This window comes from Kineosporiaceae bacterium (genome assembly GCA_016713225.1).
Taxonomy (GTDB): Bacteria; Actinomycetota; Actinomycetes; order Actinomycetales; family Kineosporiaceae; genus JADJPO01.
Genome location: JADJPO010000002.1, coordinates 998,958 through 1,022,691 on the forward strand (window position 1 = coordinate 998,958; position 23,734 = coordinate 1,022,691).

23 protein-coding genes are annotated in these 23,734 nt (G+C 71.7%); 9 read left to right on the plus strand and 14 right to left on the minus strand.

Annotation, left to right across the window (positions count from 1 at the left end):
• Positions 1-5 precede the first annotated feature (5 nt).
• Genes IPK24_10565 through guaA form a run of 3 tightly spaced genes read left to right on the plus strand, consistent with a single transcriptional unit; the run spans position 6 to position 2,727 of the window.
• Entirely contained in the window at positions 6-812 is an 807-nt protein-coding gene (locus IPK24_10565; protein ID MBK8075992.1) for an SURF1 family protein, read from the plus strand.
• Positions 809-1,156, plus strand: a complete 348-nt coding sequence (locus tag IPK24_10570) for a DUF3817 domain-containing protein (GenBank protein MBK8075993.1) — start codon at positions 809-811, stop codon at positions 1,154-1,156. The genes IPK24_10565 and IPK24_10570 overlap by 4 nt, the downstream gene beginning before the upstream one ends.
• Complete coding sequence (gene guaA, locus IPK24_10575) at positions 1,153-2,727, plus strand: glutamine-hydrolyzing GMP synthase (protein MBK8075994.1); 1,575 nt, start codon at positions 1,153-1,155, stop codon at positions 2,725-2,727. Before IPK24_10570 ends, guaA begins: the two co-directional genes overlap by 4 nt.
• A 162-nt stretch (positions 2,728-2,889) precedes the next feature.
• On the opposite strand, the gene IPK24_10580 is transcribed toward guaA, so the two are convergent.
• Positions 2,890-3,582, minus strand: a complete 693-nt coding sequence (locus tag IPK24_10580; GenBank protein MBK8075995.1) for a DUF47 family protein — start codon at positions 3,580-3,582, stop codon at positions 2,890-2,892.
• 71 nt (positions 3,583-3,653) lie between these two features.
• The gene (locus IPK24_10585) at positions 3,654-4,688 is read right to left on the minus strand and encodes an inorganic phosphate transporter (protein ID MBK8075996.1); all 1,035 of its coding nucleotides are present in this window, start codon (positions 4,686-4,688) and stop codon (positions 3,654-3,656) included.
• A gap of 449 nt (positions 4,689-5,137) precedes the next feature.
• Between IPK24_10585 and IPK24_10590 the strand changes: the two genes are divergently transcribed.
• Positions 5,138-5,599: a hypothetical protein gene (locus IPK24_10590; protein MBK8075997.1), complete on the plus strand. Its 462-nt coding sequence runs from the start codon at positions 5,138-5,140 to the stop codon at positions 5,597-5,599.
• A gap of 3 nt (positions 5,600-5,602) precedes the next feature.
• Here IPK24_10590 and IPK24_10595 read toward each other — a convergent pair whose 3' ends face one another.
• Positions 5,603-7,276 (minus strand): SpoIIE family protein phosphatase, encoded by a 1,674-nt coding sequence (locus tag IPK24_10595; GenBank protein MBK8075998.1) that lies wholly within the window; start codon positions 7,274-7,276, stop codon positions 5,603-5,605.
• 32 nt (positions 7,277-7,308) lie between these two features.
• A complete protein-coding gene (locus tag IPK24_10600) occupies positions 7,309-7,872 on the minus strand; it encodes an NUDIX hydrolase (GenBank protein ID MBK8075999.1) in 564 nt (187 codons plus the stop codon).
• Between the two features lie 348 nt (positions 7,873-8,220).
• Here IPK24_10600 and IPK24_10605 point away from each other — a divergent pair, with 348 nt between their 5' ends.
• Both IPK24_10605 and IPK24_10610 read left to right on the plus strand, forming a co-directional pair.
• On the plus strand, positions 8,221-9,006 hold the full coding sequence (locus IPK24_10605) for an NUDIX domain-containing protein (GenBank protein ID MBK8076000.1): 786 nt from the start codon (positions 8,221-8,223) through the stop codon (positions 9,004-9,006).
• A gap of 2 nt (positions 9,007-9,008) precedes the next feature.
• On the plus strand, positions 9,009-11,186 hold the full coding sequence (locus IPK24_10610) for an N-6 DNA methylase (protein MBK8076001.1): 2,178 nt from the start codon (positions 9,009-9,011) through the stop codon (positions 11,184-11,186).
• Between the two features lie 70 nt (positions 11,187-11,256).
• Here the strand turns inward: IPK24_10610 and IPK24_10615 are convergent, their stop codons facing one another.
• Positions 11,257-11,550, minus strand: a complete 294-nt coding sequence (locus IPK24_10615) for a hypothetical protein (GenBank protein MBK8076002.1) — start codon at positions 11,548-11,550, stop codon at positions 11,257-11,259.
• A gap of 10 nt (positions 11,551-11,560) precedes the next feature.
• Positions 11,561-13,090 carry a PspC domain-containing protein gene (locus tag IPK24_10620; GenBank protein ID MBK8076003.1) on the minus strand — a complete coding sequence of 510 codons (1,530 nt, stop codon included), beginning with the start codon at positions 13,088-13,090 and terminating at the stop codon, positions 11,561-11,563.
• 200 nt (positions 13,091-13,290) lie between these two features.
• Here IPK24_10620 and IPK24_10625 point away from each other — a divergent pair, with 200 nt between their 5' ends.
• Entirely contained in the window at positions 13,291-14,643 is a 1,353-nt protein-coding gene (locus tag IPK24_10625) for a PspC domain-containing protein (protein ID MBK8076004.1), read from the plus strand.
• A 32-nt stretch (positions 14,644-14,675) separates the two neighbouring features.
• Positions 14,676-15,314, plus strand: coding sequence for a response regulator transcription factor (locus IPK24_10630; protein ID MBK8076005.1), 639 nt, complete (start codon positions 14,676-14,678; stop codon positions 15,312-15,314).
• Here the strand turns inward: IPK24_10630 and IPK24_10635 are convergent.
• Complete coding sequence (locus IPK24_10635; GenBank protein ID MBK8076006.1) at positions 15,280-15,888, minus strand: hypothetical protein; 609 nt, start codon at positions 15,886-15,888, stop codon at positions 15,280-15,282. The two genes, IPK24_10630 and IPK24_10635, sit on opposite strands and share 35 nt — an antisense overlap.
• A gap of 50 nt (positions 15,889-15,938) precedes the next feature.
• Here IPK24_10635 and IPK24_10640 point away from each other — a divergent pair, with 50 nt between their 5' ends.
• On the plus strand, positions 15,939-16,289 hold the full coding sequence (locus IPK24_10640; protein MBK8076007.1) for a hypothetical protein: 351 nt from the start codon (positions 15,939-15,941) through the stop codon (positions 16,287-16,289).
• A gap of 70 nt (positions 16,290-16,359) precedes the next feature.
• On the opposite strand, the gene IPK24_10645 is transcribed toward IPK24_10640, so the two are convergent.
• The 7 genes from IPK24_10645 to IPK24_10675 all read right to left on the minus strand — a co-directional run bounded on the left by IPK24_10645 (position 16,360) and on the right by IPK24_10675 (position 23,716).
• On the minus strand, positions 16,360-17,292 hold the full coding sequence (locus IPK24_10645) for a CPBP family intramembrane metalloprotease (GenBank protein MBK8076008.1): 933 nt from the start codon (positions 17,290-17,292) through the stop codon (positions 16,360-16,362).
• A 67-nt stretch (positions 17,293-17,359) separates the two neighbouring features.
• Positions 17,360-18,079 (minus strand): PIG-L family deacetylase, encoded by a 720-nt coding sequence (locus IPK24_10650; protein ID MBK8076009.1) that lies wholly within the window; start codon positions 18,077-18,079, stop codon positions 17,360-17,362.
• 40 nt (positions 18,080-18,119) lie between these two features.
• Positions 18,120-19,265 carry a GAF domain-containing protein gene (locus IPK24_10655; GenBank protein ID MBK8076010.1) on the minus strand — a complete coding sequence of 382 codons (1,146 nt, stop codon included), beginning with the start codon at positions 19,263-19,265 and terminating at the stop codon, positions 18,120-18,122.
• Positions 19,266-19,391: 126 nt separating this feature from the next.
• Positions 19,392-20,603: an acetoin dehydrogenase dihydrolipoyllysine-residue acetyltransferase subunit gene (locus IPK24_10660; GenBank protein MBK8076011.1), complete on the minus strand. Its 1,212-nt coding sequence runs from the start codon at positions 20,601-20,603 to the stop codon at positions 19,392-19,394.
• A gap of 8 nt (positions 20,604-20,611) precedes the next feature.
• Positions 20,612-21,625: an alpha-ketoacid dehydrogenase subunit beta gene (locus IPK24_10665; GenBank protein ID MBK8076012.1), complete on the minus strand. Its 1,014-nt coding sequence runs from the start codon at positions 21,623-21,625 to the stop codon at positions 20,612-20,614.
• Positions 21,626-21,668: 43 nt separating this feature from the next.
• The gene (locus tag IPK24_10670; protein ID MBK8076013.1) at positions 21,669-22,646 is read right to left on the minus strand and encodes a thiamine pyrophosphate-dependent dehydrogenase E1 component subunit alpha; all 978 of its coding nucleotides are present in this window, start codon (positions 22,644-22,646) and stop codon (positions 21,669-21,671) included.
• 8 nt (positions 22,647-22,654) lie between these two features.
• Positions 22,655-23,716 carry an NAD(+)/NADH kinase gene (locus IPK24_10675; GenBank protein ID MBK8076014.1) on the minus strand — a complete coding sequence of 354 codons (1,062 nt, stop codon included), beginning with the start codon at positions 23,714-23,716 and terminating at the stop codon, positions 22,655-22,657.
• Between the last annotated feature and the right edge of the window lie 18 nt (positions 23,717-23,734).

Sequence of the window (23,734 nt, forward strand, 5' to 3'; positions counted from 1 at the left end):
ACGGCGTGTGGCGAACCGCCCGGAAACCTCGTTGGCTCGTGCTGTTGGTGCTGGTGCTCGTGTTGTCGTCGGGCATGGCCTGGCTCGGCAACTGGCAACTGGCCCGGGCCCGCGAACACGGGGACGCTGCCCGGCAGGCCAAGGTCGCCGCGACGCCGGTGCCGCTCGAGTCGGTACTGCCGCCGCAGACCGCGTTCCCGGCCGCAGCGGTCGACCAGCCGGTGACGGTGACGGGTACCTGGGACGGCGCCGGGCAACTGCTGCTTCCGGAGCGGTGGCTGCACGGCGAAGAGGGCCTCTGGGTGCTGACCCCGCTGCGTCGCCCGGACGGATCGGTGCTGGCCGTGGTGCGGGGCTGGGCCGCCTCAGCGGACGCCGCGGCGTCCAGCACGACGGCCCTGCCCACCGGTCAGGTGAGCCTGCGCGGGGTACTACGGCCCGGTGAGGAGGCCGTGGCGCGCGATCCCGGCACCACGAGCGGCCTGCCCGCCGGGCACCTGGAACGGATCGACCCGGTCGCGTTGATCGAACGGTGGCCCACCCCGCAGTTCACCGGCTACGTGCTGCTGATCGCGCCCGCGTCCACCGGACTGACGGCGATCCCCCCGGCGACGGGCGATGGCCAGTTGGCGCTGCAGAACCTGTCGTATGCCGTGCAGTGGTGGGTGTTCGCAGCCTTCGGGTTGTTCTTCTGGTACCGACTGGTGCGTGATGATCACCGCGGCGAGCTCGGTGTGGCGGCCCCGTCGAACAGCTCGTCGGACACCCCGCGCACGGAGGACTCCGCGCAGGGGGCAGGATTGGGGGCATGAGAGCCGCCCTCACCCGCTACCGCGTGCTGGCCTACGCCACCGGTGTCTTCCTGATCCTGCTGACGATCAACATGGTGTTGAAGTACGTGGTCGACTCCGAGCGCCACCTCGGTGACTGGCTGGCGATGGTCCACGGCTGGTTGTACCTGGCCTATGTGCTGGTTGCTGTCGATCTGTGGTTCCGCACCGGCAAGACGCTGGCCGTGGGACGCACCATCCTGGTGGTGCTCGCCGGCACGGTGCCGCTGATGTCGTTCGTCGCCGAGCGCTGGGTGCGTCACCAGGTCGAGCCGATGCTGGACGGAGAACCCGGGGCACACGACGCGATCGGCCTCACCCGATGAGCGGCACGACGCACGCGCCGGTGCTGGTGGTCGACCTCGGAGCGCAGTACGCCCAGCTGATCGCCCGCCGGGTGCGCGAGGCGCACGTCTACTCCGAGATCGTCCCGCACACCATGCCGCTGGCCACCCTGCTGGCCAAACGGCCCGCCGCGATCATCCTGTCGGGCGGCCCGGCGAGCGTGTACGCGGACGGCGCCCCCCAGGTCGATCCGGGGTTGTTCGAGGCCGGGGTGCCGGTACTGGGCCTGTGCTACGGCTTCCAGGCGATGGCCCGCGCCCTCGGCGGCGAGGTGGCGCACAACGGCACCCGCGAGTACGGCGGGACGGCGCTGCACGCCCGCCCGGCGTCGTCCACGCTGTTGGCCGGCCAGCCCGAGCAGCAGTCGGTGTGGATGAGCCACGGCGACAGCGTGGTGCGGGCGCCGTCCGGGTTCGCGGTGGTGGCCGGCACCGACGTGGTGCCGGTCGCGGCCTTCGAGGACGACGCGCGCCGGCTCTACGGGGTGCAGTGGCACCCCGAGGTCAGGCACTCGCCGTACGGGCAGGATCTGTTGGTCAACTTCCTCACCCGGGGCGCCGGGATCGTGCCGGACTGGACCACCGGCAACGTGATCGCGGAGCAGACCGAGCGGATCGCCACCCAGGTGCCGACGGGTCGGGCGATCTGCGGGCTGTCCGGCGGGGTCGACTCGGCGGTCGCGGCCGCACTGGTGCAGCGGGCCATCGGGGACCGGCTGACGTGCGTCTTCGTCGATCACGGTCTGCTACGGGCCGGTGAGGCCGAACAGGTCGAGCGCGACTTCGTGGCCGCCACCGGCGTCCGGCTGAAGGTGGTCGACGCCCAGAAGCGGTTCCTCGACGCGCTGGCCGGGGTCACCGACCCCGAGGCCAAGCGGAAGATCATCGGCCGGGAGTTCATCCGGGTGTTCGAGCAGGCGGCGCGCGAGGTGGTCGCCGACGCCGGCGCCCACGGCGAACAGGTGCGCTACCTGGTGCAGGGCACGCTCTACCCGGACGTCGTGGAGTCCGGCGGCGGCGAGGGCGCGGCGAACATCAAGAGCCACCACAACGTCGGGGGACTGCCGGACGATCTCGACTTCGAACTGGTCGAGCCGTTGCGCACCCTGTTCAAGGACGAGGTGCGCTCGGTCGGGGAGCAGCTGGGCCTGCCGGAGGAGATCGTGCACCGCCAGCCCTTCCCGGGGCCGGGTCTGGGCATCCGGATCATCGGTGAGGTGACCGAGGCCCGGCTGACCACCCTGCGCCAGGCGGATGCGATCGTGCGGGAGGAACTGACCGCAGCCGATCTCGACCGCGACATCTGGCAGTGCCCGGTGGTGTTGCTCGCCGACGTGAGATCCGTTGGCGTGCAAGGCGATGGCCGGACCTACGGGCCGCCGGTGGTGCTGCGTCCGGTGTCGAGCGAGGACGCCATGACGGCTGACTGGTCCAAGCTGCCCCACGACCTACTGGCTCGGATCTCGACCCGGATCACCAACGAGGTCGACGAGGTGAACCGGGTGGTGCTGGACATCACCAGTAAACCCCCCGGCACCATCGAGTGGGAGTAGCGAGGTCGCGAAGCGACCACTGCGTGGAACCCGGCCGAACCCGCCACCAAACCTGCTCATGCTCCGCGGCTGACCGCTCCCGACACGGAAATGTCGGATTTGGGCGGTAGCTGCGGAGCATGAGTGGTCAGCTGCGGAGCATGAGCAGGTTTGGTGGGTGGGTCAGACCAGCTTCACGACGATGTCGTGCAGCACCTCGCCGGCCCGAGCAACCCGGTCACCGGCGTTCGACAAGTGGCGGTAGACCTCGCGCTTCTTCATGACGTCCATGACCTGGGCCAGCGCCTTGCCGCCGGTGGGACCACCGGACGCCTCGAGGCGTTCGACATCGGCCTCGACGTTGAACAGCTCGGCCAGGGCCTTGCGGTACGTCTTCTCGCAGTTGCGCTCCGCCTTGCGGGCGGCGGCGGCGCTGGCCTCGGCCGCACCCGGGTCGGTCTCGAGCAGGCGGTAGCCCTGCTGCAGCGCCAGGGCGCCTTCCTGCAGCCGATCGGCGAAGTCCTGGGTGACGGCGTCCGGGGCGACCCCGAGCACCTCCATCTCGCGCACCGTGGTCTTGGCGTAGTTGATGATGTGGTCGATGCTGCTGATGGCCCGGTAGAGCTCCTCGCGGTCCATCGGGGTGGCGAAGGCCTTGTTCAGCACATCCATGTTGCGGTCCTTGACCGTGTCCGCCTCGTGTTCGATCTCGCGGACCCGCAGCGCGTCGCTCTCGGCGCCGGTGTTCATGAACTGCACCAGCGCCTCGGCGGACTTGACCGCCAGATCGCACTGGTCGTTCAGCAGCAGAAAGAAGTTGGGCATCCGGGGGAACACCCGGCTGATGACCTTCCCGAGGGCGGAACCTTCGGACATGACGACCTCCTGTGGGGGTGGGTGCGGCGGCGCCGAACCCTCGGACGACGACTCAGCTGAACGGCGACGGCTCAGATGAACAGGGAGGCGATCAGATACGCGACGATGGCCACGGTGGCCGAGCCGGGAATCGTGATCAACCAGGTGCTGACGATCTCGAAGGCCTTGGCCCAGCGGACCGCCTTGGGTCGTTCGGAGGAGCCGATGCCCATGATCGAGGAGCTGACGACGTGGGTGGTGGAGACCGGCGCTCCGAGGTAGGAGGCCGACAGGATGACCGCGGCCGAGGTCAGCTGGGCGTCCAGGGCGTGCAGCGGACGCACCTTGTAGATGCCGAAGCCGACCGTGCGCACGATGCGCCACCCGCCGGACAGGATGCCGAGGGTGATCGCGCCGGCGCAGCTGAGGATCACCCAGAACGGCACGTCGAACTCGGTCAGGTGGCCACCGAGCACCAGCACCAGCGTGATGATGCCCATGCTCTTCTGGGCATCGTTGGCGCCGTGAGAGAAGGCCAGGCCCGCCGAGGTGAGCCACTGGGCGCGGCGCAGCACCCGGTTCGCCCCGGGCCGGGCGCCCCGCAGCAGACGACTCATCAGCCGGTGGATGCCGAAACCCACCCAGAACCCGATCACCGGCGAGATCACCAATCCGAGCAGCACCTTCATGACACCGGTGACGTGTGCGTGCTGCACCAGCTCGGAGAATCCCCATTTCACGTGGTCGGGGCCGGCGGCCAGGATCACGGAGCCGATCAGCCCGCCCACCAGGGCGTGCGAGGACGACGAGGGGATGCCGAACCACCAGGTGCCCAGGTTCCAGGTGATGGCCCCGATGATCCCGCAGAAGATCACCACCATGGCCTTGGTGGCGTCGAGGTCGCCCACGTCGACGAACTTGCCGATGGTGTTCGCCACGGCAGTGCCGCCCAGGATGGGGCCGAGGAACTCGAAGGTCGCCACGATGATCACAGCTTGGATCGGGGTCATCGCTCGAGAGGCGATCACGGTGGCGATGATGTTCGATGCGTCGTGGAACCCGTTGGTGTAGTCGAAGAGCACCACGAATGCCACGGCAATGACCGTGAGTACCGCCAGGGTCGTCATGAGCCGTCCTCAGATGTCGGCGAGGCCCGCGGTGAGGGCGCGGACACGGTGCGATGCGTGGTTCAGCGACATCGACCCGGGTGGACGGCGGGTCGTGGTGGGCGCCCGGTCGGTGGTGTCGGCCAAACGCTTCAGGGGCCAAAAGTGGCGAGCGCCACACCTGCGGTCAAGGCTCGAGGCGCGTCCGGATACCGCTCGTGCGCCGAGCGGACATGTTCCCGAGCCGAACGAGAAACTTTTCGTTCACTGTGCGAGATGTGGCCCAAAACTGTTGTGCAACAAGGCGTTAGCAGAAAATGTTCGAGAGTTTATCGAAAGGTGAACAATCAATGAATCGGCGCGACATGGTCCGTGCTGGTGTCCGTGCTGGTGTCCGTGCTGGTGTCCGTGCTGGTGTCCGTGCTGGTGTCCGTGTTGGTGTCCGTGCTGGCGTTGGTGCTGGTGTCGCGATGGCGGCCGTCGCCCTGACCCAGTGGATGCAGTACCGCGCCGATCCGGCCGCTGAGCCGGGCGTGCGGGCCGCCGCCGTCCTGCTCTTGGAAGCGGATGCGCGGATCGTTCCGCTGCCGGCTCCGGTCGACCTGGCTGCGCGGGCCGAACGTGCCGCCCTGGTCCGTTCGGTGTGGGACGACGCCGCCCAGGCCGGACGGCTGGCGGCGGTCGAGTCTCGGGACGCCACGGCTGCGGCCACGCCGACCCGTGACCCCGGGGCGCCGGTCTACTTCGTCGTCACGCGATGGGACGACGTGCATGCCCGAGCCCGCCGGGCCGGTGCGGAGGTGGTCGGTCACTACAGCACGTGGCATGGCGGGGTGCGCCGGGACGAGGCCGATCGGACGGTGCGCCTCGAACTGGCGCGGATCGATCCGGTGGGGCGCACCCGGGGTTGGCGTCTGCTCTCGGTGTCCTGAGGCTCAGTCGGCCACGGGCAGGTCGAACTCCGCCCACACGCGCTTGCCCTCGGGGGTCGGTGAGGTGCCCCAGCGGTCGGAGAGCAACTCCACCAGGTGCACGCCGCGGCCGTGCTCCTCGACCGGTGCGGCCAGCAGATGCTCGGGCAGGTTCGTGTTCCGATCCGTCACGGCGACGTGAACCCGGGTGCCCTCCAGGTCGGACTCCAGGTCGAACTGCAGGGTGAGCGAGGTCCCGGCGTGGGTGACGGCATTGGTCACCATCTCGCTGACCGCCAGCACGATCTCGTCGCGGCGCGCGGTGACGCCCCACTCGGTCAAGGCCTGTCGCGCCAGCGTTCGGGCCGCGCTCACCGAGACGGCCTGCGGCTGGAGGTACGCCTGACGTCGGGTGACGGCCCCGGACGGTGTGCCGCGGTGCAGCAGCATGGCGCACACGTCGTCCCCGGGGGACTCCCCCCGGAGCATCGTCGCCACGAGCTGATCCAGGATCTGGTGTATGCCGCTCCCGCGGTCGGCGAGGTCGGTGAGAGTGCTCGTCAGCCGGTTCAGGCCGTGACAGATGTCCTCGTCGCGTCGCTCGACGAGGCCGTCGGTGTAGAGCACCACGATCTCGCCCGGACCCACGTCGAATCGGTGTTCGCCACGGGGAGGTATCCCGCGGCACCCCAGCGGTGGGTCGGGTTCCAGGTCGATGACGGTGCTCGTGCCGTCGAGTGCGCGCCGTAGCGGCGGTGGATGCCCTGGCAGACTCAGCCGGCCGGCCCCGGTGCGGGGGTCGAGTTCGAGGTAGAGCACCGTGGCCATCGAGTCCGGCTGCAGGGCGGCGAGCAGGTCGTCGAGCCGGGTCAGCACCGCGGCCGGGCCGTCGCCCAGGACGGCGTAGGCCCGCAGTGCATTGCGCACCGAGCTCATCACGCGGGCTGCGGGCAGGCCGTGTCCGGTGGCGTCGCCCACCACGCAGACCAGGCGACCATCGGGCAGGCTGAAGGCATCGAACCAGTCCCCGCCCACGGCCATGCCGACGCCCCCGGGCTCGAAGCGTCCCACCACCTGCCAGCCGTCGATGTCGGGCATGCGAGTCGGCAAGACCGATCCCTGGAGTGCCTCGGCGACGGTGAGTTTCTGTTCGAAGAGCAGCGATCGTTCGATGGCCTGCGAGGTGTAGCCGGCGATGGTGGTCATGAACTCGCGCTCGGCAGCGCTCATGTGGCGCGGGGCCGCGAAGGTCAGGGCCAGGGTCCCCAGCCGCTCACCGCCGCCGGCGATCAGCGGCAGGTGGGCCATGGCGTGGGTGCCGGCGGTCTGCATGTGCGCCGCGATGCCGGGGAACTCGGCCTCGGCCTCGGCGCGATTCTGCAGGAAGTAGCTCCGTCCGGTCCGGACGGCGGCCGTCACCGGGAGCGTGGACTCCATCGGGATGACCTGCCAGGCCCGGGCGGTCCCCTCCGGCAGGGGACTCATGCTGAGGTAGGCCATGCTGCGGCGTTCGGGGTCGACCAGGGCGATCCCGGCGAAGAAGGTCCCGAGAGCCTCCCGGGCATGATGCGTGACGACGTCGGCGACGTCCGCCGGACGTAACGCCGTCTGCAGCCCACGGGTGATCGCCAGCAGGCGGCTGCCTCGATCGAGGGCGCGCTCCAACCTGGTGACCAGATCGCCGGGCTCCGGGGCCATGGGGCCATCGTGCTCGGCCCGGGGGCGTCTTGTCAGCCGTGATCGAGGACCAGCCCGGGGCCGGCACCACCGGCGCGGACGTGGGCCAGGGCGCCGAAGGCCTGCGCCGTGGAGATGTCGACGGTGCCCAGATCGTCCAGGGTGAGCCAACGGGCGGCGATCGCCTCACCCTGTGGGTAGACCTCGGGGCGCTCGGTGATCGGGACGACGAAGATCACATCGACCCTGCGCTCGTGGGGATCGATGACCACCGTGACCGGCTCGCCCGGGTCGATGTTCAGGCCGATCTCCTCGCGGACCTCGCGCCGCACTGCGCCGGCCGGGTCCTCGTGACGGTCGAGTAGGCCGCCGGGCAGCGTCCAGCCCCGCCGATGGCGTTGCCGGAGCACCAGGACCCGCCCGCCCTGCTCGAGGCTGCCGTGTTCGAGGAAGCACAGCGCGCCCACGGTGTAGTCGGGGGTGAAGGTGTGCACCAATCCCAGTCGCACGGGCCGGGGTAACCGGGCGAAGACCCGCCAGGCGAGCCGTCGGACGACCCCGGGCCGCGGCGTGCCGGCATAGGACTCCACGCCGGGTCTGATGCCTTGTGGTGCCATGACGAAACCGTAACCGCCCCAGCCGGATGCTGTGATCCGGACAATATCGTTCGGGGCGAAACGTCCTGGGTCGGCCATGCCGCTGAGTCATAGCGTGAACGTGAAAGCCGAGGGACCCCACCACATCGTCACAGTGATCCAGCGGCGAAGGAACGGCCCGTGGTGGACCGGGTCGGAGAGGGCGGGAAGGGTAACCTTCCCGCCCTCGATCCATGTCCGGATCCGGTTCTGCCCCGTGTCCGGCTCTGTGTCGTGATCTGTGCGCGAGTCTGTGGGCCGATCTGTGTGCGAGGCTCCCGCGCCGGTAGGGTCCGGCAGGTGTTCTCGCCACCGATCCAGGTTCGTCGCGTGGCAGTGCGCATCGTGGACCCCGACGCGAAGGTGTTGACCGCGGCGTGGTTGCGGCACGGTGAGACGACTGTCGACACCCTCGCCCGCCTGGTCCCGGGTGCAGGCAGCCTGGCAGCTTCCCTGCGGCTGAGCACCGTCCGGTCGATCCCCCGCGATGTGCGCTCGGGGTCGATCCGGGTCCACCTGCTGGCGCTGGACCACACCTGGCCCTCGCCGTCTCGGCGGCCACCGGACGATCTGCTGCCCCTGACGCTGGACGAGACCACCGACCCCGCTCACCTCGACGAGGTGCTCACGGCGTGGGCGGACGGCCGCCACACCGATCCGTTGGGCACTCAGGTGGGCCGCGACGTGATGAAGGTGCAGCGCGCGGGGGCCTATGCCGTGATTCGGCGCGGCGCGCAGGTCCTGCTCACCCGGTTGGCCCACACCGGCCGATGGACGTTGCCCGGTGGCGGCATCGATCCCGGTGAGCAACCGGGGGACTCCCTGGCGCGCGAGGTGTTCGAAGAGACCGGTCTGTCGCTGGACGGCGTGCGCCTCGCGGGGGTGAGCACCGCCCGGTGGACGGGCCGGGCCCCGGACGGCGTCGTCGAGGACTTTCACGCGGTGCAGGTGCTCTACACGGCCGATGTCGACACCGATGCCGTGCCGCACGTGGTCGAACGCGACGGATCGACCAGCGAGGTGGCCTGGGTGGACCTGGCGGAGGTGTCCGCGCTACCCCTGACCTACGCCGTGCGGTCCGGGCTGGGGTTGGTCGGCATCTCCCTGGACACCTGACGATGGGGCGTCCGGAGAACGGTGCCTCCCCGCGGGTTGCAGCGCAGGTTCCGGCGCAGGTTCCGGCGCAGGTCGCGGAGGCGATCTGCCGCGCGGCGTCCTCGCTCGGCCCCGAGGCGGGGGCGGATGCCGGCGCCTGGCGCGATGCGGCCGTGCTGGCGGCGCTCGATCGGGCTCAGGGGGCCGGGGACGACGTGGCGGTGCTGGACCTGGCCCGCAGCTACGACCGGCTGCTCGGTACGGTGCCGGCGCGTCGGGACGGCGAGGTGGTGCTGCTCGCCGCTGGGCTCACCGAACGCCGCCGCCGCGGGTCGTTCGCCACCCCGCCGCACCTGGCGGCGGAGCTGGCTCGACGCGCTCTGCCCGAGCCCGTGGCCAGCGTGGTCGACCCGGCCTGCGGTGCGGGCTCGCTGCTGGTGGCGGCCCTGGACCGGCTCGTGGAGCACGGGATTCCCGCCGGTGAGGCGGTGTCCCGGTTGGCGGGGGCGGACGCCGACCCGGTGGCGGTGGCGTTGTGCCGAGCGGCGTTGCCGGCGCGGGCGCGACAGCTCGCCATGGCCGCTGGTCGGGCCGGATCGGAGGCGATGGGCACCCCCCGGATCCGCTGCGGGGACGCTCTGCTCGGCCCGGTGCCCAGCACACCGTCAGCGTCCATCGCCCGGGCCGGCCCGGGCCTGGTGTGGCACGCGGAGTTCCCCGATGTGTTGGCCGTGACCGGGTTGCCGGCCGAGCCGGTGACCGGGTGGTGCGGTGGCTTCGAGGCCGTGCTGGCCAACCCGCCCTGGGAGCGGCTGAAGGTGTTCCGTCGCGAGGCCCCGGACCGCGTGGACGGCGCGCTGCGCCGGCTGCGGGCGGGGCAGTCCCGAGCGGTGCGCACCGGCGGCCGACACCCGTTGACCGGCCGCGGTGAGGTCAATGCCTACCTGCCTTTCGTCGAGACCTGCTGGCGCCTGCTCGCGCCGCGGGGTCGGGCGGCGATCCTGGTGCCCGCAGGGATCGGGGCGGATCGGTCGGCGGCCGAGCTGATGCGGGCGCTGCTGGAATCCGGCTCGCTGCGGGCGCTCCACCTGCTGGCCACCGACCGCGCCGTGTTCGACGGAGTCTCGGCCCGGGTCGGGGTGGCGCTGCTGGAGCTGCGTCACGGTGCGCACGAGACCGAGGCGCCCGGTCGCGCCGAGCCTGCCGAACCTGCCGAGGTCGCGGTGGACGTCCGGAACCCGGCCGACATCCCGGCCGAACGTCGCTGGCTGCTGCCGGCCGACCTGCCGCGGCTGGTCAACCCGAACACCGCCACGTTGCCCTTGTGCGGCTCGGCGCGGGACGCCGACCTGCTCGCCCGCGCCCATCGGCGCTGGCCGGTGCTGGTGCGCCACGGCGGCGAGGGCTCGGACGGCAATCCCTGGCAGGTGCGTCTGCTGACGCCGTTGCACATGACCCGTGATGCGGTGCACTTTCACTCCGCAGCCGGGCCGGGATTGGTGCCGCTGTGGGAGGCCAAGCACGCCGGGTTGTTGGATCATCGCGGCGGATCTCGTGCCGAACATCGCTACTGGGTTCCGGAATCGGTTGTGGCACAAAGGTTCTCGGGCTTGGTCGACCGGGGTTGGCTCGGCGCGTACCGCAATGTCACCACCACCGACTCGGCGCGAACGCTGGTGCCGTGCGCGCTGCCCGTGGCCGGCGTGGGCAATTCGCTGCCCCTGATCGATGCGCCCCGGCTGCCGTTGCTGTTGACGGTGATGGCTGCGCTGCCGGTCGACTATCTGGTGCGGCAGAAGCACGCCGGCGCGAACCTCAACTTCTTCAAACTGGAGCAGGCCGCGGTGCCCGAACCGGGGGCGTACGAAGCGGTCACGGCCTTCAGCGGTGGTGAACGCCTGGATCGGTGGCTGCTCACCCGGCTGGCGTCCAGCATCCGGTGGGACGAGACGCTGACACCACTGGCGCGGGAGCTCACCGCGCTGGGCGTCGACCTCACCGCAGCTCGGCGTCAGGGTCGGGAGGAGGCCTTGGCCGAGATCGACGCCGCCCATGCCCTGCTGCTCGGCTGGACCCGCGCGGAGCTCGAGCACGTGGTGGGCACATTCGCTGCGCTGCGGGCTCGCGAGCTACGCACCGTCGGGGACTTCGCCACGGCCACAAGGGTTCTGGCGGCCTTCGATCGACTGGCAACGTGCTGAGACCCACCGGCGGCTGGAGGGGACGAGCCGGCCGGTGGGCCTCAGTTCTGGGGGCAGGACGCCTGGCTGATCAGGGGCGCCCGTAGGGGTCGCTGCGTTCGTGCTGGACCCGCTGTTCCCGGATGGCGGCCAGGATGCCGCTGGCCAGCAGCAGGCCTCCGGCTCCGAGCAACACGGCGAGGGTGACGGCCTCCGAGGGGATGTCGATGGACGTGAGTTGATTGATCAGCGTGGTGATGCTGACCGCCAGGGCCACCAGGCCGACGACGACGGTGCGCATCCGCAGCGGGGGACGGCTCGTCGTCGGCGGGGGCGTGGGTGTCCCGGAGGGCGACAGCGTGGTGGAGTTCGGGTTATCGGACACGGTGTCCTCCTCAGGACCTGCTGGGTACGGGCGCCGACGGCACAGCGGGCGAGGGCACCGACGACGGAGTGGCGGGCGAGGCACCGGAGGATGCCGGGCCGGACGGGGCCGGGGTCGGGGAGGTCGCCGGTGAGATGGCGGACTCGCCGATCACCACGCGCCCGGCGCCCAGGGTGAGCTTCACGGTCAGCACCGGGCTGCCCACGCCGGCGGTGACGGTCTGCGTGATCCCGAGGCCCTGTTCGGTGCGCGTGCGGAGCAGATCGCGGATCTCGCCGGCGCCCACGCTGGCCTCCACCCGGGCCGGGACGCCGGCAGGCAGCACCAGTCGGACCTCACCGGCACCCTGGTCGATGGGAATCTCCAGTGCGCCGCTGCGGGCCGCTGCGACGAGTTCACTCGAGGTCAGGTCGATCCGGGTGTCGGCCCCACCGGTGCGGAAGCCGTCGAGGGCCTGCGCTGCCGTGGTCGGCCGCCACACCTGGTCCGGTGTCGAGGACTCACTGAGCGATGCCGTTGCGGCGACGCTGGACAGGGCCAGGAGCAGGGCCAATGGCGTCAGGAACCCACCGCGTCGTCCGGCCAGGCCGGCGAGCAGCAGACCCAGGCCGACCACGCCCAGGGCCGCGGCCGCGGTGACGGCCTCATTGTGCGCCAGCTGATCGGCCAGGACGCCGATCAGCACGGCGGCGCCGAGGGTGGTCAGGGTCAACGGACGCCACGGACGGGTGGCCCAGCGGGTGGCGTGCGTCGTGGAGACGGCGGGCGCCTGCCTGACGGGTGCCCCAGGGCTGGTGACCGCAGGGACCGGCGCACCGGTGGACGGACCAGGCTCCTGGGCGCCGAACCCGGCACCGGGCCACGACCCGGCCGGGGGCTCGTAGCTGGCTGACGCACCGAACGTGCCCGGTGTGCCCGGCGCGGCCGTGGTGCCGGTCGCGGCAGGGCCGGACGCCGCACCAGCCGCGCCGACGTGCGACGAGGCCGCGGTATCGATGCCGGGACCGGCACCTTTGCGGCGGGCCAGCCACCAGATCAGAACGCCGATCACCACCACGGACACCAGACCGGTGCCGCCACCCCACCCGGGGCCGTTGCCCCACATGTTGCCGAACGGCAGGCCGACCAGCGTGGCGAGCACCGCGCCGACGAAGCCGGCGGTGACGGTGCCCCGGGTGACCTCTTGCGCGTGGATCCGGCCGTCGGGGTGCGGCAGCACCAGCCAGCAGGCGCCGTAGACGAACAGGCCGATGCCGAACACCAGGCTGAGGGCGACGAAGCCGCCGCGCACCAGCAACGGGTCCACGCCCCAGCGGTGGGCCAGACCGGCCGCGACCCCGGCGAACCAGCGTCCCTCGTCCGGGCGCACGATGCCGAGGGCACGGATCTTGTCGAAGGAGTCCACCGAGGCGGACGACGCGGTCGGAGGCTGCGGCACGTAGGGCGGCGGCGGAGCGGGCGGCGCAGGCTGCGCCGGGGGGGTCGGGTTCGACTCCGGCGTCGCGGCCGAGGTGTCGCTGTCGGACGGGTGGCTGTTCATGCCTCGACTCTCCTCGATGGGCGACCGGAACGGTATCGGGATCCCCCCTGACTCGACCCTGGTTCGCTGCTCCGGGGCCGGCCCTGAGGCGTTCGGGGCACGGTGGGGGTCAAGATGGTCTCGTGAGCCAGGCCGTATCCCCTCAGTCACTGCCGCCCAGGCCCTCGTCGCCGGTGACCACCCGGCCGGGGTCGGTGGCCGTGATCGACCCGCCGGTGCGCCCACCCCTGGTGCGCCCGGGGCCAGGGCGTGCCGTGGCCGGGGTCGCCGCCGGCATCGCCGCACACCTCGGCCTGCCGGTGGCCGCCGTCCGGATCGGCTTCGTGGTGACCACGCTGGGTGGTGGGGCCGGGCTGGTCCTGTACATCTGGCTGTGGGCGCTGGTGCCCACGCAGACCGAGGCGCCGGTGCAGCCCGCGGCGACCGGGGTCGCCTCGGCGATCGCTGCGGCACCCGGTCCGGTCCCGGGGGTCCCTCCGGCCGCCGTGGCGCCCCGGGTCCCGCGTCGGGCCTCGACGCGGATCGGCGACCTCGTGGTGGGTGGCCTGTTGCTCGCCGGTGGCCTCGCCGTGTTGGGCGGCCTCACCGGCTGGCAGATCTCGCTCGGCGCGGTGCTGCCGGCGATCGTGGTGCTCGGGGGCGCGGCCCTGGTCTACACCCAGTTGGACGAGGTGCAGGGCACCCGGTGGGCGCTGACCGGGGCCAGCGGGCGGGGGGCGGCGCTGCGCGTCGCGGCCGGGGTGGTGCTGGTCCTCGGTGGCGTGATGCTCGCCGTGGTCGGCAGTACCGACGTCGCCTACGCCGGTCGGGTCCTGGCCGCGGTGGCGGCCATGCTCGGCGGAGTCCTGCTGGTCCTGGCGCCCTGGGCGATCCGGTTCTGGCGTGACCTGAGCGCTGAACGAGACGCTCGCTCGCGCGAGGCCGAGCGTGCCGACATCGCCGCCCACCTGCACGATTCGGTGCTGCAGACGCTGGCCCTGATCCAGCGTGGTAGTGACGACCCGGCCATGGTGAACCGACTGGCCCGCACCCAGGAGCGCGAATTGCGCAGCTGGCTGTACGGCGGTGGCGGTCGGACCGCCGACGGCGCCGACCGCCAGGCCCGGCTCGAGGGCCGGGTGCAGGCCGTGGCCGAGGACGTCGAGGACCTGCACGGTGTGGCGATCGACGTGGTGGTGGTCGGTGACCGAGACCTCGACGAGCGGGGTGAGGCCCTGGTGGCCGCGCTGCGTGAGGCGATGGTCAACGCCGTCCGGCACGCGGGGGCACCGGTCATGGTCTACGTCGAGTCGTTGCCGGCGGCCGTCGAGGCGTTCGTGCGTGATCGCGGCCCCGGCTTCGATCCGGCCGATGTGCCCGGTGACCGGCACGGCGTCCGGGAATCGATCATCGGGCGGATGTCCCGGTACGGCGGCAGCGCGGTGGTGCACAGCATTCCCGGCGAGGGCACCGAGGTGCGATTGTCGATGCCGGACGTCGTGTCCGAGAACGGCGCCACCCATTCCGGCGAGAGCAGCGCTGCCCATGCCGGCGAGAACGAGGAGGTCCGGTGACGATCCGGCTGGTGCTGGTCGACGACCATGCCATGGTGCGCAGCGGGGTGCGCACCGAACTGGGTGCCGCCCCGGACATCGAGGTGGTCGGCGAGGCTGCCGACGTCCCCGCGGCGATCGAGGCGGTGCACGCGTTGCGTCCGGACGTGGTGCTGCTCGATGTGCACCTGCCCGGTGGCACGGTACGCCCGGGCGGTAAGGAGGTCCTGGAGCGTTGCGTCGACCTGATGTCGACGGACGGCGTGCCCCCGGTCCGGTTCCTGGCGCTGTCGGTGTCGGACGCCGCCGAGGATGTCATCGCTGTGATCCGTTCCGGGGCGAGGGGTTACGTCACCAAGACGATCAGTGGCCCGGACCTGGCAGCCGCGGTGCGCCGGGTTGCCGATGGCGACGCGGTCTTCTCGCCGCGGCTGGCCGGCTTCGTGCTGGACGCCTTCGGCGGCAGTGTGGGTGAGGTGGCCTCGGTCGACGACGAGCTCGACCGGCTCTCGGCGCGCGAACGTGAGGTGATGCGCCTGATTGCCCGCGGCTACGCCTACAAGGAGGTGGCTCGGGAGTTGTTCATCTCGGTCAAGACCGTCGAGACCCATGTGTCGGCGGTGTTGCGCAAGCTGCAGCTGTCCAACCGCAACGAGCTCACGCGGTGGGCGGCCGACCGTCGGTTGCTGTAGCGGTGGCGTCAGGGGAGTCGGCGCCACGAGCGGTGGAGGTGAGCCGTCCCAGCTTGGCGGCGAGGCTGCTCTCGCCGTAACCCTGGTCGCGGCCACCGAGTGCCGGATCGCGCAACAGCAGTGAGGGCCCGGGACGGGTCGGCGAGGCCGTGTCCAGGGGCGTGGCCGGGGCCTCGGACCCCGGGCGCTCGTCCTGCCAGATCTGCTGGGCCAGAGCGGCCAGCAGGATGACCGACCGGGCTGTCCTGGCGACGTCCGGGGTCTGGTCCACCGTCAGCACCACAGGATGGTCCGGCTCCTCGGCGTCGGCGAGCAGGACGATCTCGGGCAGGGCATCGGGGTGGGGGCACACCGCGGCGCAGCGTGCGGCGAGCTGATCGGCGTCCGCCTCGACGGGGTCGGGGACGCCGCGGATCCGGATCGCGAGATCGACGGCATCGGCGGCGGTGAACAGTTGCATGGCCGCCGACATCAGCACATCGCCGTGCGCCGGCGCGGCACGGTCGAGGTGGATGAGCACCGACACTCGCCGGCGCGCGTCCGGCGGGGCGTACTCCGCCGCGGAGACGGTCATACGTATCTGTCGGGGTCGGCCGGGTGGGGCTTGAGGCCTAGGATGCGCGCATGTCCTTCGTCTTCGAACTCATCGTCGTGATTCACCTCATCGGTATGGCGTGCATCGTCGGCTCGTACCTGACCGTGGTGCGCCGACCCCGCATGGTGCCGCTGATGCTGCACGGTGCGGCCACGCAGGTGATCACCGGTCTGATCATGGTCGGCATGCTCGAGGCGAAAGTGGTCGACGAGGACGAGGAGATCAACCACGCCAAGATCGGGGCCAAGCTGCTGGTGGCCCTGATCGTGCTCGTGCTGGCCTGGATGAACCGCAAGCGGGACGACGAGCCGAACACCGCCGTCCATGCCATCGGTGGCCTGGCGATCCTCAACGTCCTGATCGCGGCGCTCTGGTCCTGAGCTCACCATGATCAGCGTCTGGACTCCGGATTGCGGGGTTTTCGTCCCGGATCCGGCACCGAGACGGTGATCATGAACGTGATGGTGACGAGCGCCACGGCAGGTGGGCGGGCGTCAGGTGTCCTCGGCGGGCGGCGCCGCGCAGGAACCACGCGCCGAGGGCCAGGCCGACCACGACGGTGACGATCGAGCCCTCGAGGCCGATCGTGCCGCCGTCCAGCCAGTCCGGGCCGCTCAGTCGCGAGGTGAACAGCCCGGCCGGTCCACCGATCTCGGTGCCGGAGACGGTGCCGCCGATCACCCCACCCAGCACGGCGTTCCAGGCCAGGTGGATCCCGATCGGCAACCACAACCGGCGGGTGTACAGGTAGGCCGCGCCCAGCATCACCCCGGCCTCGATCATGATGGCGATGGCGCCCCACATCGTGGCCCCGGGGTTCAGCAGGTGCATCCCCCCGAAGAGCGCCGCGGTGACGGTCAGCGCCGGCCAGCTGCCGAAGTGCTGGTCGAGCAGCCGCAGCAGCACGCCGCGGAACAGGATCTCCTCGGCGAAGCCCGCGCCGACTCCCATCATCAACCCGATCACGATGCCGGTGTTCAGCGAGGCCCCGGTGATCCGCAACGATCCGGTGAGGGCGAGTACGGCCGCCACCACGGCGATCATGCCGGCGCCCAGGGCCATGCCCCGGCCGAACTCTGCCGCGGCGCCGTCCCGGCTCAGCTCGTGCACCGGACGCCGGGCCAGCAGTCGGACCATCAGCACGTACAGCGCGACGGAGACCAGCGCCTGCACGCCCAGGGTCACGGCGAGGCCGGGCCACGGGTGGGCCTCGACGTCCGAGGCGGCGCCGGATCCGTGCACCGCCCGGCTGAGCAGGGTTCCGGCCACCAGGCCGAGGCCCTGGGCCGTCACGAAACCGAGGCTGCCGAGCGGGTACTGCCAGCCGGAACGGCGATCCAGCACCTGCCACGGCCGCTGGGGGATCGCGGAGGTCGTCGTCATGAGGCGTCATCCTCGGGCTCGGGCACCCCCGGCGTCGAGGGGGCTACCCCCCTCCTTCGATGCCGGCTCAGCCCGTCTCGACCACCCGGAACGCCTCGGCCAGGGCGCCCTGCGGCAGGTCGAACATGCCGGCGATCCGACGGCCCCACTCGGTGAGCATGCCGGTCAGGTCCTCGTGGTGGGAGGTCTGGCTGACGTGGGCACGCAGTGCGGCGAGCTTGCGCTCGAAGGTGTCGTCGATGCGCACCGGGTGGTCGGCGGCGGGGTCGGCCATCAGCCAGGCCTCCCGGACCGTCCACGGCTGCAGGCCCTCGTCGTCCAGCAGCTCGGGGTGGGCGAACGGGTTGCGGGCGGCGGGGTAGATCGCCCGGATGGTGGCCTCGCCGGCGGCCAGGTGATCGGGATGGCTGGCGCCGATCCGAGCCCAGTTGCGCTCCGGGCTGGGCATCAGCACCCGATCGGGGCGTACCTGGCGGATCACCCGGACGATGTCGCGCTGCAGCTCGTGGGTCGGTTCGAGCCAGCCGTCGCGGTACCCGTCCAGGAACCGGACGTCGTGCACGCCGACCGCGGCGGCGGCGTCCCGCTGCTCCTTCTCGCGCAGTGCCGGCATCGCCTCACGCGGGGTGTCGTCGAAGCCGCCCTGCTCGCCGCGGGTGCACAGCAGGTAGGTCACCTCGATCCCGGCGTCGACCCAGCCGGCGATGGTGCCGGCCGCGCCGAAGTCCAGGTCATCGGGGTGCGCGGCCACGCACAGCACACGGGTGACGTCGTTCAGAGGGGGCATGGTGGCTGATCGTACGGGCGCTGACGGTGGCAGTGGGCTGTTACGTGCCGGCGGTGAGGACCTCGACCTGCACCCAGTCGGCGAACCGGTAGGGCCGGTGCGCCAGCACGCCGCCGAGGTGACGGCGCAACCGCGACATCTCGGCTCGTACGGTGACGGTGCGGGCGGCGTCCCCGAACAGGGCCTGGGCCAGGTCGGCGGCGCTACTGCCCGCGGGACGCTCCGCCAACGCGCGCAGCAGGTCGGCATGGCGGGGGCTGAGGGCGTGTTCCCAGGTGCCGCTGGGGGCCCGCACGATCAGCTGGGCGGGCCGGTGCCGCAGGTCGAGGACGACGCGGGTCGGTTCGGGCGAGCCGCCGGCGTCGTCCAGGGTGCGGATCAGCCAGCCGCCCGGGATCGGCTCGACCCGGCAGGCGCCGTAGGCGGGCAGCCAGGTGGTCTCGCCGTCCAGACCGTCGGGCAGCATGATCCGGTCGGTCGGGGCCAGACCCGTGGCCGCCACCAGCCAGCCGTGCCGATCGGTCACCACGGCGCGCCCCTCGATCCGCGCCAGCATCGGTGCGGCGACCGCGCGCAGCCGCTCCAGCTCGGTGCGATGGTCCGCGCGCAACTGGTTCTGCGCCAGGTGGGCCACGGCGTCTACCAGGGCCAGCGTGCTGGCGTGCACGGTGGCCGCCGGGCCGGAGACGTCGACCACGCCGAGCAGCCGGCCCGACCGAGGGTCGTGCACCGGGGCGGCGGCGCAGGTCCACACGTGGTGGGTCCGCACGTAGTGTTCGGCCGAGTAGACCTGCACCGGACGCCGCGCCACCAGCGCGGTGCCGATCGCGTTGGTGCCGACGGTGTCCTCGTCCCAGGCGGCGCCCTCGACGAAACCCAGACTGTCGGCCCGGCGCCGCACCGCACTGCTGCCCTCGCGCCAGAGCACCCGGCCGTCGGCGCCGACCACCACCATGATGTGCAGCGCCTCGTCGGCGATCGAGGTCAGCCCGGCGCGCAAGGCCGGCAGGGCAGGCAGCAGCCCGCTGGTCTCGCGGTGCCGGTCGAGCTCCTCGGGGGCCAGCGGCGTGCGCTCCCCGCCCCGATCGGGGTCGACGCCGCGGCCGAGTGCCCGGCGCCAGGATTCGGCGATGACCGAGCGCGGGGGGCGCGGCGGCGTCCGGCCCGACAGCGTGGCCTCGTGCACCTGGGTGAGGGCGCGCGCATGGGCCCGCGGGTCGGCACCGGCGGGCAGGGCACTCTCGAGGCGGTTCGGGGGCAGGGCTCACCTCCGGGTCGGTCCGTCCAGTGTGAGCCGGATCACCCTAATTGCCTAGAGTTGCGCCTCGATCACCTCCAGCACCCGGTGGGGGGCCTCCATGTGCAGCATGTGACCGGTGCCCGGCACCACGGTGATCGCCGGGTCGCCGTCCGGGCGTGAGGCGCCCTCGGGGATCGCGAGGATGACGTCCTTGTCGCCCCAGAGCACCCGCACCGGGATGCCCTGCCCGTCCAACGCCCGCAGCCGGACGGCGGTGTTGATCGCCTGGCCGTCGTCCTCGTCCAGCAGGATGCCGAGTGCGGCCTGCAGCGAGGTGGCGACGCCGTCCAGCCGCTTGTAGCGCAGCACATCGTCGACCAACTGGCGGGTGACCAGATCGGGATCGGCGAACAACTGTTGCAGCAACGGTTTCAGCTCCCGGCGCGAGGACGCCGCGGCGAACCCGCGCAGGTAGTCGGCGTTCACACCGTCAGCCGGGCCGGGCCGGCCCGAGCCGAGGCCGGCCGGAGCGATCAGCGTCAGTGACGCCACCCGACGCGGGGATCTCGCCGCCGCCTCGGCGACCACCGCACCTCCCAGGGAGTGCCCCACCAGGTGCACCGGGCGGTCCTCCGGCGCCACGGCCTCCAGCACCGCGAGCACTGCCGCGCCCAGTTCGGCCAGGCTCGCGCCCTCGGCGAGGGTCTTGGACGACGCCCCGTGCCCGGGTAGGTCGAGGGCGTAGACCGCCCGGGACGCCGACGCGTCCGTGGGTGGGTTGGCCAGTGGTTCCTGGACGAACAGCCAGGAGGCCCGGTCGCCGCCGAAGCCGTGCACCATGACCACGACCTGCTCGGCATCGGTGGTGGTGCCGACCCCGGCGTAGCTGACGGTGTGCCGGCCGGAGGCCACCGTGGCGATCTCGGGTCCGGCGTCCTCGTCCTCACCCGAGGCGATGGCCGCTGCCAGGTCGGCCAGCTCGGCGCTCGCCAGCTCGGCCGCGGCCGTCACCGCGGCGTCGTCCACCTCGGCCGGGGCCACCAGGGCGATCACCCCGCTGACCGGGATGTCCTGGCGGGGTTGGGCGATGAGGCGGCGGACGACGCCCTCGGCGGACGATTCGAGCGTGCCGGCGATCTTCTCCGTCTCGATGTCGGCCAGATCATCGCCCAGGGCCACGGAATCGCCCTCGGCGACGATCCAGTCGACGACCTTGCCGACCTTCATCGACAGGCCCCACTTGGGCATCGTGACCGGCTGGATCCGCGGGTCGGGGAACTCCATGTCCGCGCCTACCGGGTCCAGCCGGCGACGGACTTGACCGCGTTGACCACGCGCTGGGCGTCCGGGATGAACAGGTCCTCCAAGGCGTCGGCGAACGGTACCGGGGTGTGCGGCGCGGTGACCATCTCGATCGGGGCCTGCAATGACGAGAACGCCTGCTGCGCCACCAGTGCCGAGATGTCGGTGGCGATGTTGCAGCGCGGCGTCGCCTCGTCGACCACCACCAGGCGGCCGGTGTTCTCGACGCTCTCGAGAATCGTGTCGACGTCCAGGGGTGAGGTGGTGCGCAGGTCGATCACCTCGGCCTCGATGCCGGCGGCGGCCAGCTCGGAGGCCGCCTCGAGGCTGGTGTGCACCATGCGCCCGAGGGTCACGATGGTCACGTCACCCCCCTCGCGGACGACGTTGGCCTCGCCGAACGGGATCGCGTAGGACTCCTCGGGTACCTCACCGGCGAGGTCGTAGAGCGCCTTGTGCTCGCAGAAGATGACCGGGTCGTCGTCCCGGATCGCTTGGATCAGAAGGCCCTTGGCGTCGTACGGGGTGGCCGGGGTGACCACCTTCAGGCCGGGGATGTGGGTGAACACCGGGTAGAGGCACTGGGAGTGCTGGGCCGCGGCCCGCAGCCCGGCGCCGTACATCGTGCGCACCACCACCGGGGTGACCGCCTTGCCGCCGAACATGTACCGGAACTTGGCGGCCTGGTTGAAGATCTGGTCGAAGCAGACGCCCATGAAGTCGATGAACATCAGCTCGGCCACCGGGCGCATGCCACGGGTGGCGGCGCCGACCGCGGCGCCGATGAAGGCCGACTCACTGATCGGGGTGTCCAGCACCCGGCCCGGGAACTTGTGATAGAGCCCCTTGGTGACCCCGAGGACGCCGCCCCAGGCGTCCTCCTCACCGGGGCTGCCGGCGCCGCCGGCGTTGTCCTCGCCCATGACGATCACGCTGGGGTCGCGTTCCATCTCCTGGGCCAGGGCCTCGTTGATCGCCTCGCGGTAGGTGATGCTGCGTGCCATCGCTGGAATCCCTTCTCTGGCAGAATCGAGGTCAGAATCGAGGTCAGTAGGAGATGTAGACGTCGGTGGTCAGGTCGTCCGGCCCGGGTTTCGGGTCGGACTTGGCCTTGGCGACGGCGTTCTCGATCAGGGCGGCCACGTCGGCGTCCACCGCGGCCAACGCCTGCTCACCGACCCGGCCGTCACCGGTGACGGTGGCCCGGAAGCGCAGCAGGCAGTCGAGGTGCTCGCGGGCCTGGCTCACCTCGTCGGCGCGGTACTTCTGCTGGTCGCCCTCGAAGTGGCCGAAGTAGCGGGTGAACTTCATCTCGATCAGGGTCGGCCCGCCCCCGGCCCGGGCGCGGGCGATGGCCTCACCGGCCGCCTCGTGGACGGCGAAGAAGTCGAACCCGTCGACGATGACGCCCGGCATGCCGAAGGCCGCGGCCCGGTCGGCGATGTTGTCGCTGGCCACCGACCAGGTGGACGACGTGGTCTCGGCGTAGCCATTGTTCTCGGCCACGAACACCGCCGGCAGGTTCCACACCGCGGCCAGGTTCAGCGCCTCGAGCGTGGTGCCCTGGTTGGAGGCGCCGTCGCCGAAGAACGCCACACCGACACCGCCCTGGCCCGCGAAGCGAGCCGCCAGTGCGGTGCCGCAGATGAGCGGCGGGCCACCCCCGACGATGCCGTTGGCGCCGAGCATGCCCTTGGACAGGTCGGCGATGTGCATCGAGCCGCCCTTGCCGCGGCAGGTCCCGGTGACCTTGCCGTAGATCTCGGCCATCATGCCGGTCGGGTCGACACCCTTGGCGATGCAGTGGCCGTGCCCGCGGTGGGTCGAGGCAATGGCGTCGCGGTCGTCCAGGTGCATGCAGACGCCGGCGGCGCTGGCCTCCTCGCCGGCGTACAGGTGCACGAAGCCGGGGATGTCGCCGGTGGCGAACTCGGCGTGCACCCGCTCCTCGAACTCGCGGATGGTCCGCATGATGCGGTAGGCCTCGAGTAGCCGTTCACTGCTCAAACCCGTTGTACTGGGCATGGTCTCGGTCATGATCGCTCCTGAGATGTCGGTGGCGGGGTGCGCAACAGGCCCTCGCGGGCGGCGGCGGCCATCACGGCGGCGATGTCGACGATCCGGGGTCCGTGGGCGGACAGTTCGACCACCGGCGGGTCGCGGCCGGGGGCGAAGGTCAGCTCGCGCTCGCCGTCCACCGCGATGGTGCCGCGGTCGGTCTCGATCGGGATCCGCTCGCCCCGGGCCATCGGACGCCAGTCGCTCACCCCCACCGGCAGCACCAGTCCCGGCGCGATCGGGGCCTGGACGATGACGCGGGCTCGGGCGGGTGGGCACAGCCGCAGCGCCACGCCGTCCGGGCTGCTGCGGGGGCTGGGGCAGAGCAGGCCGGGGATCGACGACAGGCCGATGCCATCGGGCTCGGCGAAGGTGACGTACAGCTCGGTGAGCACGGTCGGGTCCCACAGGGCACGAGCACCGACGTCGCTGGTCCGGGCGACCGCGACGTCGACCAGCGCGTTCTCGGTGCGCAGCTCACCCGTCCCGGGGCGCCGCGCGCTGACCTGCAGCGTGGCGGCGCGGCGGGTGCCGTCGTCCGCCGAGACCGCTCCGGTGGCGACCAGTGCGGCGGCCAGGCCTGCGACGGTGGCCTCGCGCATCTGCGGGAAGGCGTTGTTGGTGCCGGTCGACAACGGCAGCAGCGGGACGTCGCCGCAGGCACCCGCGGCGACCCGGGCCGTGCCGTCGCCGCCGAGGCAGATCAACGCCGTGGCGCCGCGGGTGATCATCTCGCGGATCAGGGCCACCGAGTCGGTGGCGGTCTGACTGTGGGCGGGCAGTTCGACGAACTCGACCTCGGGCCAGGGCGGGGTGCCGGCATGGGCCTGCAGGGCGCGCAGGACGGCGGCGCTGATGCCGCCGACATCGGTCGACATGAGCACCTTGGGCAGCCCGACCACCGCTGCCGCGGTGAGGATCCGCTGGATCATGTTGGCCTTCTCGGCCGTCGGGAAGACGGATGCCTTGGCCACCAACCGCCGAATGTCCCGCCCGGACATCGGGTTGGCCACGATGCCGAGGGCCACCTCACCCATGCGGTGAGCATGACCTGG